We start from the raw sequence: 13,400 nt of genomic DNA, 5'->3' as shown, positions 1-13,400 counted from the left end.
AACGCATAACCGAAATCGCCGGAACTAACGGACCCTCCCCGAAAAAACACGGAAAGATGAAGCGCCATGGATGACCAGCAAGAACACGTCCTTCGCACCATAAGCGACCGCGGTATCCGCTACGTGCGGCTGTGGTTCACCGATATCGTCGGCACCCTCAAATCCGTGGCGGTGGCTCCCGTGGAGCTCGATAATGCCTTCGCAGAGGGCGTCGGCTTTGACGGCTCGGCCATCCAAGGCCTCACGCGCGTCTACGAATCGGATATGATTGCGCGCCCGGATGCCTCGACCTTTGCGGTCTTGCGTGGCGTGGATGGGAGCGACGACGCCGCCTTCATGTTCTGCGACATCCTCACCCGCGAAGGTGAACCGGCCCGCTCCGACCCGCGAGCTATCCTCCAGCGCACCCTGCGCCGCTGCGAGGACCTGGGCTTCACCGCCTACGCCCACCCGGAAGTGGAGTTCTACCTCTTCCAGCCGGGAGCCAGCGATGATGAAGAACCCACCCCGATTGATTCGGCCTCCTATTTCGATTACGTCACCCGCTCGGTGGCCCATAATTTCCGGCGCGATGTGATCCTCTCCCTGGAAGACGTAGGCATCAGCGTGGAATTCTCCCACCACGAAATCGGCCCGGGCCAGCAGGAAGTGGATCTGCGCTACGCCGACTGCCTCACGATGGCCGATAGCATTATGGCCGCCCGCGTCATCATTAAAGAAGTGGCACTGCGCCACGGGGTGGAAGCATCCTTTATGCCCAAACCCCTGGCGCACTGGCCCGGCTCGGCCATGCACACCCACTTCTCACTTTTCGAAGGCGAAACAAATGCCTTCCACGACCCGCGCGGCCAATTCGGGATGTCGGTCACGGCGCGGCGCTTCCTGGCCGGGCTGATGCGCCACGCCCGCGAAATTACCGCCGTGACCAATCAGCATGTTAATTCCTATAAGCGCCTGTGGGGCGGCGGGGAAGCCCCGCCCTACGTGTGCTGGGGGCCGCGTAACCAATCGGCCCTCGTGCGGGTGCCCGAATACAAGCCCACCAAACCGCAATCCGCGCGCCTGGAATACCGCGCCTTGGACACGGCCGCCAATCCCTACCTGGCTTTCGCGGCCGTGCTGGGCGCGGGCCTGGCCGGAATCGAAGGAAAATACGATCTTTCCGACCCGGCCGATACGGATGTCCTCCTCCTCACCGATATGGAACGTTCCGTGCTCGGTATCGAATCCCTGCCCGGGAGCCTGGATAGCGCGCTCAAACTCATGGAAAGCTCCGATTTGGTTGCCGAGATCCTGGGCGAGGATGCCTTCGATTACTTCCTGCGTGATAAACGCGCCGAATGGGCCGAATACCGCGCCCAGGTCACCCCGCTGGAACGCGCGCGTTTCCGGGCGGATCGCTAGGGCCGCGGGGAGCGGGTATGCGACGTCTCACCCTCGCCCAGCGGGCCCGGCGCTGCGGATTCACGGCCCCCGAACGCGCCGCCGCGGAACTGGAGGCCGGCGCCTGGCAGCCGGAGGATTTCGCGCAGGTAGCGGATCCGGATCGTGCGCTTGCGGCCTGCGCGCGGCTCGGCTTAAACCGTAGGGAGGGCGTAGGGAACGACGACGCCGCCCGGCCACGCCTGCTCGCCGTGCTCGGGCTCTCCACCGCGCTAGCCGACCACCTGGCCCGCCATCCCCAAGCCGCCCAGGAACTACGCGGGACCGCCGAAGAAGCCGAAGCTCGGGCCCTGCTGAATGAGGCAGATGAACGCAGGGCCATGCGCGCCGCTCTCGCGCCCTGGCTTGCCGGTGCCGTGGAAGGTACCGGGACGGGAACTGTGACCGGTGCCGGGCCGGGTCCTATGAGCGGGGCCGGGCCGGAGGCTGGGAGCGATTCGCGCGAGAACCGCAATGACCTCCAGGATGCTATTGCCGCGCTGCGCGCCCACTACTACACCCGCATCCTCACCCTGGCCGGCTGGGACCTCACCCTGCCCGATCCCGCTGCCCGCATGCCCGAGGTAGCCGCCACCCTCTCCAACCTCGCCTGCGCCACCCTGGAAGGCGCCCTCCAACTCGCCCGCACCCGGGTACCCGATGCTCACGATGTCGATTTCACGATTATCGCGCTCGGGAAAACCGGGGGAGGGGAACTCAATTACGCCTCCGATGTGGACGTTGTCTATATCACCGAACCGCGCCCGGGAGTCAGCGAAGCACGAGCCCTGGAGATCGGCACCGCCCTGGCGACCACCCTCGCCGGATATATCAGCGCACCCGGCCCCGAAAGCGCCCTGTGGACCATTGACACCGCGCTGCGCCCCGAAGGCGGAACCGGCCCCCTGGTGCGTACCCTCGCCTCCCACCTGGATTACTACGCCACCTGGGCACAAAGCTGGGAATTCCAAGCCCTCCTCAAAGCCCGCGTGGCCGCCGGCAACCGCGAACTCGGCGCCAACTACCTGCGCGCCACCGCCCCGCTCGTCTGGAACGCCGCCTCCCGGGACAACTTCGTGACCGACGCCCGGGCCATGCGCGCCCGCGTGGAAGCCCATATCCCCACCGCCCAACGCGACCGCCATATCAAATTAGGGGCGGGCGGCCTGCGCGACGTGGAATTCACCGTCCAACTCCTCCAGCTCGTGCACGGGCGCGTGGATACCACCATCCGCTCGGCCACCACCACCACGGCGCTCGCGAGCCTCTCCGAAGGCGGATATATTTCCCGCCCGGATGCCGCCCGCCTCGACCACCACTACCGCTGGCTGCGCTGCCTGGAACACCGCGCCCAACTGGTGCGGCTGCGCCGGGCCGCCGTGCTTCCCACCCGCGAAGACGACCTGCGCCGCCTGGCCCGCTCCCTCGGCCTACCCGACGCCGCGGCCCTGACCGACACTTTCGCGCAGGTACGCCGGGAGGTGCGCGAACTCCACCAAGATATTTTCTACCGGCCCCTCCTTCCCGCCGCCGCGCAGCTAGCCGCCGATGATATTTCGCTCGCCCCCGAAGCCGCCCGTACCCGGCTGGCCAGTATCGGCTACCGCGACCCGGCCGGCGCACTGCGCCATATCAGCGCCCTCACGGAAGGCACCAGTCGGCGCGCGGCCATTGCCCGCCAGCTCCTGCCCGTCATGCTCGGGTGGTTCGCCGAAGGCCCCGAACCGGATGCTGGCCTGCTCGCCTTCCGGGTGCTCTCCGAAAAAATGGGGGCCACCTCCTGGTATATGCGCACCCTGCGCGACGGCGGGCCCGTCGCCCACCGCCTCGCCCTCATTCTTTCCCGCTCGCGTTTCCTGGCCCGCGATATTCCCGAACTACCCGAATCCATTGCGTGGTTGGGCGACGACGCCGAGCTGGCCCCGCGCAGCGCGGCGGCGCTGCGCGGGGAGCTGGACGCGCTCCTCGAGCGGCGCAGCCGGCCGGAGGAGATCGCCGGGGCGGGCCGGTGGTTGCGCTGGCGGGAAGTGCTGCGCACCGCCATGGCCCAGGCTCTCGGGCTGCTCGGGCCCGAAGAAGTGGCGGGCGCGGTGAGTAACGCCGTGGAATGCGCGGTGGAAGCGGGGGTACGCGCCGCCAGGTGCGCCGTCGTCGCCGAAAAAAACGAGGCGGATAGCTCGCATCCCGATTTTTCTTTTGCGGTGATCGGGCTGGGGAGCCTGGGCGGGCGCGAATGCGGCTACACCTCCGATGCCGATGTGATCTTTGTGTGGGACGGGCCGGAGGAGGCCGCCGGGGATGCCGACGCACTGGCGCGTGCTTTTATGCGCCTGGAGCAGGAGGTGGGCGGGGCGCCGCCACTGGCGGTGGATACTGATATGCGCCCCGAGGGCCGCAGCGGGGTGCTCGCACGCACTTTGGATTCCTACGGAGAGTATTACCGCAGCTGGGCTGAGCCCTGGGAATTCCAGGCGCTGCTGCGGGCCCGCGTGGTGGGCGGGGACCGTGAACTCGGGGAACGTTTCCTTGAGCTCATCGCCCCGCTGCGCTACCCGGCGCACTGGGATGAGGCGCGGCGCACCGCCATCCGGCTCATGAAAATCCGGGTGGAAAAAGAACGGATTCCCGGGGGAGTGGCCCCGGCCTCCCACCTTAAGCTCGGGCCGGGCGGAAGCGCGGATGTGGAGTGGACCGCGCAGCTCCTCCAGCTTGAGCACGCCGCGGCCTACCCGCAACTCCGGGTTACCGGAACGGGGGAGGCACTGCGGGCGGCCGGTGCTGCCGGGTTGATCACCGCGGATGAGGAACATGCCCTCGTGGAGGGCTGGCAGGCCGCCAGCGCCCTGCGCCAGGCCGCTTTTGTGGCGACGGGCCGCACCGGGAGCGCCGCCCAGGTCATTCCGCGTGATCCGCGCGAGCGCGAACGCATGGCCGCGATCCTGGGCGCCGAGCACGCCAGCGATATCCTCGACCGGCGCGCCCGGGCCGCGCGGCACGCCCGCGCCGCCGTGGAGCACGTATTTTACGGGCGAGGCTAGCCCGCGCACCGCGGCCAGGCCGCCGCGGGCCGCTTCGGCAGCGCCCGTTTAGAGCGTGTAGTACAGCTCGAATTCGTACGGGTGGGGGCGGGCTCGCAGCGGGGTGACCTCCGCATCCATCTTGTATTTAATCCAGGTGGCGATGAAGTCCTCGGTGAACACATCGCCTTCGAGGAGGAAATCGTGATCGGCTTCCAGCTCGGCCAAAGCCGCATCGAGGGAGGCCGGAATCGTCTCAATATCCGCGTATTCTTCCGGCGGCAGCTCGTAAATATCCTTATCGATGGGAGCCGGCGGCTCAATCCGGTTGCGGATGCCGTCCAGACCCGCCATGAGCTCCGCGGAGAAAGCCAGGTAGGGATTAGCGGTCGGGTCGGGAACCCGGAATTCAATACGCTTGGCAGCCGGGGAATTCCCGCTCAGCGGAATCCGGATCGCCGCCGAACGATTACGCGCCGAATACACCAAATTGATGGGCGCTTCAAAGCCGGGAACCAGGCGGCGGTAGGAATTCACGGACGGATTAGTGAAAGCCGCGAGCGCCTTCCCGTGGGCTAGCAAACCACCCACGTACCAGCGCGCGAGGTCCGATAGCTGCCCGTAGCCGCGCGGATCGTGGAAAAGCGGCTGCCCATCCTTCCACAGCGACATATGGCAGTGCATCCCCGAGCCAGCCGAATCGAAAAGCGGCTTGGGCATAAAGGTGGCAGTTTTCCCGCACACATCGGCGGCCCGGCGAATGACGTACTTGAATTTCATGAGGTCGTCCGCCGCGGCACGCAAAGAATTGAAGCGGTAGTTGATTTCTTGCTGGCCGCCCGAGCCCACTTCGTGATGGGCACGTTCCACATCCAAGCCCACCTGCGCCAAATACTGGCACATGAGGTCACGCACATCCTCGTTCGCGTCCACCGGTGCCACCGGGAAATAGCCCTGCTGGTGGGGAATTTTGTAGCCGGTATTCCCGCCCGGCTCCAACCGGCTCGAATTCCAGGAGCCCTCATTGGAATCAATCACGTACATGGAATGATTGACCGTGGTGTCATAGCGCACGTCGTCGAATAAATAAAACTCGGCTTCCGCACCCACCGAAATCGTGTCCGCAATACCCGTGGAACGCAAGTACGCCTCGGCGCGTTCGGCAACATTGCGCGGATCGCGCGCGAAAGGCTCATCGGTATACGGATCCACCACATTGAAATTCATGACGAGGGTGGGTTCCGCGCGGAACGGATCCACAAAAGCGGTGGACACATCCGGAAGCAGTTTCATATCCGATTCATGAATCGAGGTAAAACCGCGGATCGAGGAGCCATCAAACATATAGCCCTCGTTCATTTTTTCGGCGGTTGCCTGGGTGGCGGGCACCGTGAAATGCTGCATCACGCCAGGCAGGTCACAGAAGCGAATATCAAGAAATTCGATCTCGTTTTCCGCGATAAACTCGGCAGCTTCGGCGACACTTGTGAACATGCGGACTCCTCCCGGCGCGCGGCGCGGCTAGCGGTGCGGTTACCCCATGTAGTTTAGCGTGCTGCCCCCGGCTCAAAAAACCTCCGGGCGTGCCTCCGCCCGGAGAACTCACGTGGAATTCCCCGGGCGGATACTACATATGTACGACGACGGCGCGGCCTACTGGCCGCGCAGGGCCCGCCGATTAGCGCGAATATTAGTGGGATCAATTCCCTTGGGGATATTGAGTGCCTTATTCCCCAAAGCTTCGAGGCGCTGGGCCAGGGCAGAAACTTCCTGGGCGGAAATTTCCTTTTTGAGCTTCTTAATGGCCTTTTCGATCTTGGCCAGCGGGATCTGACCTTCGCCATTGCCCATGAAAATGGCGTGCACCGGGGCATTCGGGGCTACCCGGCGGATGGCGCGGCGTTCATCATCAACGAGCTTGCGGGTACGCGAGATGGGGCCTTCGGCAACCAGAACCACGCCAGGGCGCCCGATGAGGCGGAAAACGAAATCCTGGTGGCGGGCGTTGAAACGCACCGGTTCGGTTTGCTTGACCCACGAGCCGCGCAGCGAATCGAGAATCGCGGAGGTGGCTCCCGGCATGCCATCCAGCTGCGCGTAGCTAGCCGAGCGCACCGCCCGGGTGAGAAGCAGCATGGGAAGCAGGAGCATGAGGAGAATCCCGAACACGGTCCATGCGATCCAGCTCTTGGTGAGGAAACCGAGGAGAATACCGATTCCCAGGCCCGCGAGCCCGGCCAGGGCAAGCCACCAGCCCAGATGCTTGTAGGTGCGCTTCGCGATGGTGAATGCGTCACGCAGAGTCTTGAAAAAGCCAGGCTTCTTCTTCGCGCCCTTGTTCTTATCCTGTGCCATCTGATTCCTTTTAGATCCTTCTCGATAGTCCCCGTCGATTCTAGACGATAGCGCCGGCTTTGTTGAGCGCCTGGCCCAATCTCACGCTGGCGGAGCGTTTGGGGGTGGAGGTGTGGATCCTGTGGTGACCTCGGCATCAAGGGTAAGCGCGGTGATATGCTCGAGAACTCTGCGTGAGGCGTGAGGAGGAGGTAGGAGGCGTGCGGCTGCGGCGTGAGCGGCTTGTGGATAACGACGCAGTGGCGGGCCCTCCTGTGGATGGCTTCTGGACGAGATGGGCCGGCGGTGGTGAAGTAGGCCTATGGCAGGCACAGTGGTGAAGCGGCGCGAGGCGAGCAGGGCACGTGACGTAGGCGGGGTAGGCGGAGCTAGTGACGGGCGCGTGGCTATGTTGGTGCGCCTATGCGTCCTCGGGTTGGTGGCGGGCGTGCTGGCAGGGATGGCACTGGGCGCGCTAGTGCCCGCGGTGAAAAAGGCATCCACGGAGCCGGTGCGGGGAGAAGACCCGGGGTATGGCGATGGCGCGGCGTCTGGCGAGGGCCCGGGGTACGGTGACGGCCCGGGGCGTGGCGAGGGTCCGGAGCGTGGCGACCGTTCGGTACTCGGCCAGGGCCTGGCACGTGGCTCTGGTGCGAATACCGAGCCGGAGCCGGATGCTCTGGCGGTGGCCCGCCAGTTAGTGGCGGCCCGCGATGCCGCTATTGGCGCGGGTGATATAGCAGCGCTGAACGCCTTGAACATGCCGGATGGTGAAGCGGCGGCAGCCGATGCGAAGTTGCGTAGGGTGCTGGAGAGCACTCCGGTTGCGCAGGTGGAAACTGAGGTGCGGGAAGCTTCCTGGGTGGGGGAGAACCTTCTTGAAGTTGTCACGGTGCAGCACCGCCTCATTCTCGCCAGCGGGGAAACTATCGGGCCGCAACCGGAGCGGTGCGCGCGCTGGCAGCTGAGCCCGCAGCCGTGGCGCGTGGTGGCCGTCCATCCGTGCCCGTGAAGGCTATCGCATGAGCGGTATGGAGAGGCCAGCTGAGTGGGGCGCTTGAGTAGTAACTATTGTGGTTATTCGCCCCGTTGCACTTCTACGTGCTTCATAAGCCGAGGTTCCATAAGACGAGGTCCCATAAGCTGAACCTCAGGAGTCACGCCAGCACCTGGGGAGGAGGTATGTGTTGTCAGAGCTGTACTTCGCATGTACAACATCCGCAGTACACCCTGGAAAAAACATACCCGGTTCGGCGGCCTACGCGCTCGCGATATTGCCCGCGCGCGTGCCAGAATCCAGCAGGCCCCGCAAAGCGGGCATTCTGGACACTGCCTCCCACAGAATGGGCATAAGGAACATAAAACCGGCTGAAAACGGTGCTCTCACACCCACTTTGTTTTCCGGGCCGAGCGGGCTGCCTAAGCAGGCCGCAAACCGTGCATTCTGAACCGGGGCTGCGGGCGGTGTTGCGGACTGCCTATCAACCGAAAACTCCCCGGTATCCGGAATGCCAGATAGCACTACCGGAACCGGGGAGCTTCCCGCGCGCGTGATCACGCGCGCGGTTGAGGTTGCGTTACTGAGTTACGTAGCACCTGAGATGCACTGCGTAACCCAGAGGAACCGAGGATCCTAGTTGTTAAGTTCCTTAGAACGCACCCTCGAAATCGGCTTCTTCCAGGCGGGCCTTGAATTCCTTGAGGAACCGGCCGGCATCTGCGCCGTCCACCAAACGGTGATCGTAGGTGATCGCCGGGTAGAGGTAGGAACGAATGCCAATGGATTCGTTGCCGTCCGCGTCCTTGACGATGCCGGGTTCGCGCATAATCGCGCCGATACCCAGGATGGCCACCTCGGGCTGGTTGATGACCGGGGTGTCAAACATGACGCCGTTCGAGCCGGTATTCGTAATGGTGAAGGTACCGCCGGTGAGATCATCGACCGCTGCTTCGCCATTGCGTACCTTGGCCGCGCCGGTATTAATGGCGCGGGCCAGGCCGGCGATATTGAGATCGCCCGCGTTCTTGATAACCGGAACGAACAGGCCCTTCGGGGTATCCACCGCGATCCCGATGTTCTCGTAATCGAAGTACTCCACCTCATTGTCCTTGATGGTGGCGTTGAGCTTCGGGTGGTTCTTCAGGGTATCGATGGCGGCCTTGACGAAGAAGGGCAGGTAGGTCAGCTTGGTGCCTTCACGTTCGGCGAAAGCAGCCTTATTGGCTTCCCGGAGCTTGACGATCTTCGTGACATCCACCTTGATCACGGTGGTCAGCTGCGCCGAAATCTGGAGGGATTCCACCATGCGCTTGGCGATGGTCTGGCGCAGGCGCGTCATCTTCGCGGTGGTACCGCGCAGCTGAGCTGCCTCAGCAGACGGTGCGCTCGGAGTAGCCTTCTTCGCCGCGGCGGGCGCGGGTGCAGCTGCCGGGGCCGGCTGGGAAGCAGTGGCCTGGGCACGCGCGGCTTCTTCCGCAGCCTTCTTCGCGGCCGCGGCTGCCGCTTCCACATCCTGGCGGCGAATACGCCCGCCCACACCGGAGCCCTTGACTCCGGACAGATCCACATCCAAGTCCTTGGCGAGCTTGCGCACAATCGGAGTGATATAAGCATCCGGTTCGGAGAACCCGGTACCGGCATCAGCCGCATCCAGATCCGGCGTGCGCGCCTGGTTTTCCTGCTGGGCTGGGGTGCCGTGCTGCGGGGTCCCGGAAGCCGGTTCCTGGACCGCTGCCACACTGGCCGGTGCTTCAGCCGGGGCCGCACCGGCGGCGGGAGCCGCGGGTGCGGCCCCGGCTGCGCCGTCGCCGATATAAGCGATGACGGTGCCTACCGCAACCGTTTCATCTTCCTGGACCACAATCTTCTGGATGATGCCGGCGGCCGGGGCCGGGACTTCCGAATCGACCTTGTCCGTGGAGACCTCCACGATGGGCTGGTCGGCTTCGACTTCATCGCCTTCGGCCACCAGCCACGAGGTGACGGTTCCCTCATTGACTGATTCGCCCAGGGCCGGCATCTTCACTTCCACACCGGTAGCGCCCGAACCACCTTCCGGCGCGGCGGGTGCGGCGGGCGCAGCTACCGGCGCAGGAGCGGCAGCAGGAGCAGGAGCCGCTTCTTCCGCGTGGGCTGCATTGCTGGCGGGAGCTGCCGAAGCAGCCACGCCGGAGCCATCACCGATATAGGCGAGGATGGCACCCACTTCAACTTCTTCATCTTCCTGGACGAGGATCTGTTCGATCACGCCTTCCGCGGGGGAGGGGACTTCCGAATCGACCTTGTCTGTGGAGACTTCCACAATCGGCTCGTCGAGCGAAACAGTATCGCCCACCTGCTTGAGCCAGGCGGTCACGGTACCGGTGGTGACGGATTCGCCCAGGGCGGGCATCTTCAACGGTTCAGACATAGAGTTATCTCCCTCGATTTAGTGGTTGTGGAGCGGCTTGCCCGCGAGGACCAGTGCCGCTTCGCCGATTGCTTCGTTCTGGGTGGGGTGGGCGTGGATAAGACCATCGAAGTCCTGCGCGTAGGCTTCCCAGGCCACCATGAGTTCGCCTTCGCCAATCTGTTCGGACATGCGCGCCCCGATGGCGTGGAAGCCCACGATGGGACCATCCTTGACCGCAACCAGCTTGACGAAACCGGCCGCGCCCAGCATCTGGGACTTGCCGTTCCCGGTGAGGTTGAAGGTGGCAGTGGTGATATTTTCCTTGCCGTATTCTTCCTCAGCCTTATCCTGGTTGAGACCCACGGAGGCGATTTCCGGGGTGCAGAACGTCACGCGCGGAATCTTCGTTTCGTCAATCACCTTGGGGTTGAGGCCCGCGATATCTTCGGCAACGAAAATACCCTGGAGGAAACCGCGGTGTGCCAGCTGGAGGCCGGGCACAATATCGCCCACCGCGTAGATTCCATCAACGTTCGTGCGCAGGCGCTCATCGGTGAGCACGAAACCACGATCCATCTTCACCCCGACTTCTTCGTAGCCGAGGTTCGCGGTGGCCGGACCGCGCCCGATAGCGATGAGCAGGTAATCCGCCTCGAATTCCTTGCCGTCCTGGGTGAAAACCTTGACGGAATGATCGGTTTGTTCGAGGTGATCAAACATGGTTCCGGTGGCGAATTTAATACCGCGCTTGCGGAACTGGCGTTCTAGATTCTTGGAAACTTCCGGGTCCTCATTGGGGACCAGGCGCGGCAGGCCCTCAATAATCTGGACTTCCGCACCGTATGAGCGCCACGCGGAGGCGAATTCCACCCCGATAACCCCGCCGCCCAGCACGATCACGGATCCGGGGGCCTCGCCCAACTCCAGCGCTTCGGTGGAGGTGAGGACGCGGCCGGTGATCTCCTGACCGATGGTCTTCGAGTAGGAACCGGAGGCCAGCACAACGTGCTTGCCGCGGTAGTGCACGCCATTAACTTCGATGGTGTCCTTCGCGACTAGCTTGCCCCAGCCCTGCACAATCTCCACACCGCGCGAGGAGACCAGGCCGGTCAGGCCCTTGAACATCTTCTCGATTACGCCGTTCTTGTAGGCCTGCAAGGTGGGCATATCAATGCCCTCAAAGGAGCCCTTCACGCCAATGGACGGGCCTTCGCGCATTTCATCAGCAACATCAGCGGCGTGCAGCAATGCTTTGGTGGGGATGCACCCGCGGTGCAAACAGGTACCGCCGAGCTTGTCAGCCTCAATAAGAGCAACGGTCAGGCCGAGCTGACCGGCACGAAGCGCGGCCGCGTAGCCGCCGCTGCCGCCACCGAGGATGACGACGTCGTACTCTTTCGTTTCTGCCACAGGATTTCCCTTCGCAATACAACATTTTGGAATGCGGTACAAGAGCCGCTATACCTATATTCTGCCATGCCGAGGTGTTATCTGGGACGCATCACGCTCCCAGCGAGGGTCGCTAAAATCACCGTATGGGTCTTTTTTCGCGTCGCTCCCGTTCCCGTGCTGCTCACGGCGGTGCTCGCCGTTCGGCGACGGCGAAACACTTCGCCGATTTCATCGAGACTCGCGCGGGGGTGGAAGCCTATTTTGAGGTGGAAACTCCGCGTGAGCCGGCAGCTCTTCTCCTCGTTGCTCGCACCGGGGAGTGGACCCGCCGGCGGGTGCCCGATCTGGCAGCCGGAGCACAACTTGCCCGTGAACTGGGCATACCTTTCTACGAAATTAATCGCACCGGCTATCCCGAGTCGGTGCGCCGTTGGAACGCGGAGCACCGGCGCGCTTAAAGGTTTATGATGGTACGTCGTCTCCGCGGTCAGCTCCGCGAGGGAGGCGCGCAGCCAGTGCAGGATTCTGGGAGGAGCCAGGTGAATAGTGAAATGATCCGAGACGAGAGGCGCACCGCCGTGGGCTGGCCTCTCTTCCTCCTCATTGCGCTGAGCCTGGGGGCCGTTATTTTCGTGTGGCGGGCCATTGTTGCGGGCACCGAAGATTTTCAGCTGGGCTATCCCGGGCGCATGACCACCACCCTGGTGGCGGCGCTTGTGTGGGTGCTGGCCTGCGCCGGCTCGCTCCATAACGGGCGGCGGATGCGGTGGGTGGCCACCACCTGCTGGAGCGCCAATATTGTGATGGCCGTGGTGGGCGTGGTCATCCCTGATCTTTTCCACCAGGTGAGCCCCTGGTATCAGGCCGGGGCCACCTATTATTACCTTCCTACCCTCGGGGCCATTGCCGGGCTGGCCTGGATTATGTGGTCCCGGCCAGCCAGCATCGCCCAGCGCAATCTTTAGTTTTCTTTAGTTTTCTTTAGCCCTTCGCTTTACTTCGCGGCCCGCTTCATTTCTTTCTTCGCTTCCCGCGCTTTCTTGAGATCCGCGGGAGTGCCGCCCTCGGGGTACTCACCGAATTTCACCATGGGGCGGGGCATGCGCCAGCGCCGCGGGGTAAACCCGCGCGACATCATCTGCCCGACCAGGCGATCCGGAGTCTTATCCTCCCCGTATTTGTATTCGACCAGCGTGCGCACCTGGCGGGCCCGCCACCACGATTCGAGGGCCATGAGCACCAAGATTGCGTAGCAGGTAATAACGAACACATTGAAGACCAGCGGGAAGCGGGTGAGGGTGAAAACACCGGCGATCATAATGACGGCCAGGAAGAGCATGAGTGAGGAGAACTGGAAACGCGAATCAAGAGCATCACGCGCGAAAGCCCGCTGCACACCCGCGTGAGCGAGGGGCATATTCCGAATATCCCCCGTTTTCATCGCGGTTTGTTCGCGTTCCCAGCGCTCGGAAGAACGGGCGCGTTCCTCGGCCTTGCGAGCCTTCTTTTCCTCGCGGGTCATGGAGGATTTATCAGAAATAATCGGCCGGCGGTGGCGCGCTTCCACGTCCTTACGCTTCGGGGTAGGGGCTCCCTTGCCCGGGGTATATCCCTTGGGATGAGTGGGGGCGGGGGCTGCCTGTTCTTGCGCCTTTTCTACTGCCTCTTTCTTGCGGCCGAATGCCATCTCAACTCCTGCGTCGTCGCCAACTATGCCTTGAACGAGAATAGTCTAACCGTTCGCGCGCGGCCGCCCTGTCCATTACCCGCCGCGCCCGCAGCCGTTCACGCAAAGCCGGCCACCCACGGCCTGCGCCGTCGTTGTTTAGCACCCGCCGCGCCC

The 13,400-nt window shown here is 63.7% G+C and carries 10 protein-coding genes; 5 read left to right on the top strand and 5 right to left on the bottom strand.

Going from position 1 to position 13,400, the window contains the following annotated elements:
* Window positions 1–66: 66 nt before the first annotated feature.
* Both ACRQFC_RS06635 and ACRQFC_RS06630 read left to right on the top strand, forming a co-directional pair.
* On the top strand, window positions 67–1,404 hold the full coding sequence (locus ACRQFC_RS06635) for a glutamine synthetase family protein (protein ID WP_087070665.1): 1,338 nt from the start codon (window positions 67–69) through the stop codon (window positions 1,402–1,404).
* A gap of 17 nt (window positions 1,405–1,421) precedes the next feature.
* Window positions 1,422–4,460, top strand: a complete 3,039-nt coding sequence (locus ACRQFC_RS06630) for a bifunctional [glutamine synthetase] adenylyltransferase/[glutamine synthetase]-adenylyl-L-tyrosine phosphorylase (RefSeq protein WP_284896566.1) — start codon at window positions 1,422–1,424, stop codon at window positions 4,458–4,460.
* A gap of 48 nt (window positions 4,461–4,508) precedes the next feature.
* Here the strand turns inward: ACRQFC_RS06630 and glnA are convergent, their stop codons facing one another.
* Together glnA and ACRQFC_RS06620 are read right to left on the bottom strand one after the other, a co-directional pair.
* Window positions 4,509–5,933, bottom strand: coding sequence for a type I glutamate--ammonia ligase (glnA, locus tag ACRQFC_RS06625; protein WP_284896569.1), 1,425 nt, complete (start codon window positions 5,931–5,933; stop codon window positions 4,509–4,511).
* Window positions 5,934–6,092: 159 nt separating this feature from the next.
* Window positions 6,093–6,794 carry a DUF4191 family protein gene (locus ACRQFC_RS06620; protein WP_284896571.1) on the bottom strand — a complete coding sequence of 234 codons (702 nt, stop codon included), beginning with the start codon at window positions 6,792–6,794 and terminating at the stop codon, window positions 6,093–6,095.
* 301 nt (window positions 6,795–7,095) lie between these two features.
* On the opposite strand from ACRQFC_RS06620, the gene ACRQFC_RS06615 reads away from it, so the two are divergent.
* The gene (locus tag ACRQFC_RS06615) at window positions 7,096–7,785 is read left to right on the top strand and encodes a hypothetical protein (RefSeq protein WP_284896572.1); all 690 of its coding nucleotides are present in this window, start codon (window positions 7,096–7,098) and stop codon (window positions 7,783–7,785) included.
* A 637-nt stretch (window positions 7,786–8,422) separates the two neighbouring features.
* Here the strand turns inward: ACRQFC_RS06615 and sucB are convergent.
* Window positions 8,423–10,183, bottom strand: coding sequence for a 2-oxoglutarate dehydrogenase, E2 component, dihydrolipoamide succinyltransferase (gene sucB / locus ACRQFC_RS06610; protein ID WP_284896574.1), 1,761 nt, complete (start codon window positions 10,181–10,183; stop codon window positions 8,423–8,425).
* 18 nt (window positions 10,184–10,201) lie between these two features.
* Complete coding sequence (gene lpdA / locus ACRQFC_RS06605; RefSeq protein ID WP_284896576.1) at window positions 10,202–11,575, bottom strand: dihydrolipoyl dehydrogenase; 1,374 nt, start codon at window positions 11,573–11,575, stop codon at window positions 10,202–10,204.
* A 125-nt stretch (window positions 11,576–11,700) separates the two neighbouring features.
* On the opposite strand from lpdA, the gene ACRQFC_RS06600 reads away from it, so the two are divergent.
* A complete protein-coding gene (locus ACRQFC_RS06600) occupies window positions 11,701–12,015 on the top strand; it encodes a P-loop NTPase family protein (protein WP_026428811.1) in 315 nt (104 codons plus the stop codon).
* Between the two features lie 93 nt (window positions 12,016–12,108).
* Window positions 12,109–12,522 carry a hypothetical protein gene (locus ACRQFC_RS06595; protein ID WP_284901221.1) on the top strand — a complete coding sequence of 138 codons (414 nt, stop codon included), beginning with the start codon at window positions 12,109–12,111 and terminating at the stop codon, window positions 12,520–12,522.
* Between the two features lie 29 nt (window positions 12,523–12,551).
* Here ACRQFC_RS06595 and ACRQFC_RS06590 read toward each other — a convergent pair whose 3' ends face one another.
* A complete protein-coding gene (locus ACRQFC_RS06590; RefSeq protein WP_284896580.1) occupies window positions 12,552–13,244 on the bottom strand; it encodes a DUF3043 domain-containing protein in 693 nt (230 codons plus the stop codon).
* Window positions 13,245–13,400: the final 156 nt, after the last annotated feature.

Origin of the sequence: Actinotignum inguinis, assembly GCF_051265835.1 — a bacterium.
GTDB classification, from domain to species: Bacteria; Actinomycetota; Actinomycetes; order Actinomycetales; family Actinomycetaceae; genus Actinotignum; species Actinotignum timonense.
The sequence above is the reverse complement of the archived record's forward strand: the minus strand, read 5'-3'. Positions and strand labels throughout refer to the sequence as shown.

Excerpts from the sequence above, each read along its gene's own strand:
- ACRQFC_RS06635 (WP_087070665.1), top strand. The coding sequence starts at position 67 with ATGGATGACCAGCAAGAACACGTCCTTCGCACCATAAGCGACCGCGGT.
- ACRQFC_RS06630 (WP_284896566.1), top strand. The coding sequence starts at position 1,422 with ATGCGACGTCTCACCCTCGCCCAGCGGGCCCGGCGCTGCGGATTCACG.
- glnA (WP_284896569.1), bottom strand. The coding sequence starts at position 5,933 with ATGTTCACAAGTGTCGCCGAAGCTGCCGAGTTTATCGCGGAAAACGAG.
- ACRQFC_RS06620 (WP_284896571.1), bottom strand. The coding sequence starts at position 6,794 with ATGGCACAGGATAAGAACAAGGGCGCGAAGAAGAAGCCTGGCTTTTTC.
- ACRQFC_RS06615 (WP_284896572.1), top strand. The coding sequence starts at position 7,096 with ATGGCAGGCACAGTGGTGAAGCGGCGCGAGGCGAGCAGGGCACGTGAC.
- sucB (WP_284896574.1), bottom strand. The coding sequence starts at position 10,183 with ATGTCTGAACCGTTGAAGATGCCCGCCCTGGGCGAATCCGTCACCACC.
- ACRQFC_RS06600 (WP_026428811.1), top strand. The coding sequence starts at position 11,701 with ATGGGTCTTTTTTCGCGTCGCTCCCGTTCCCGTGCTGCTCACGGCGGT.
- ACRQFC_RS06595 (WP_284901221.1), top strand. The coding sequence starts at position 12,109 with ATGATCCGAGACGAGAGGCGCACCGCCGTGGGCTGGCCTCTCTTCCTC.
- ACRQFC_RS06590 (WP_284896580.1), bottom strand. The coding sequence starts at position 13,244 with ATGGCATTCGGCCGCAAGAAAGAGGCAGTAGAAAAGGCGCAAGAACAG.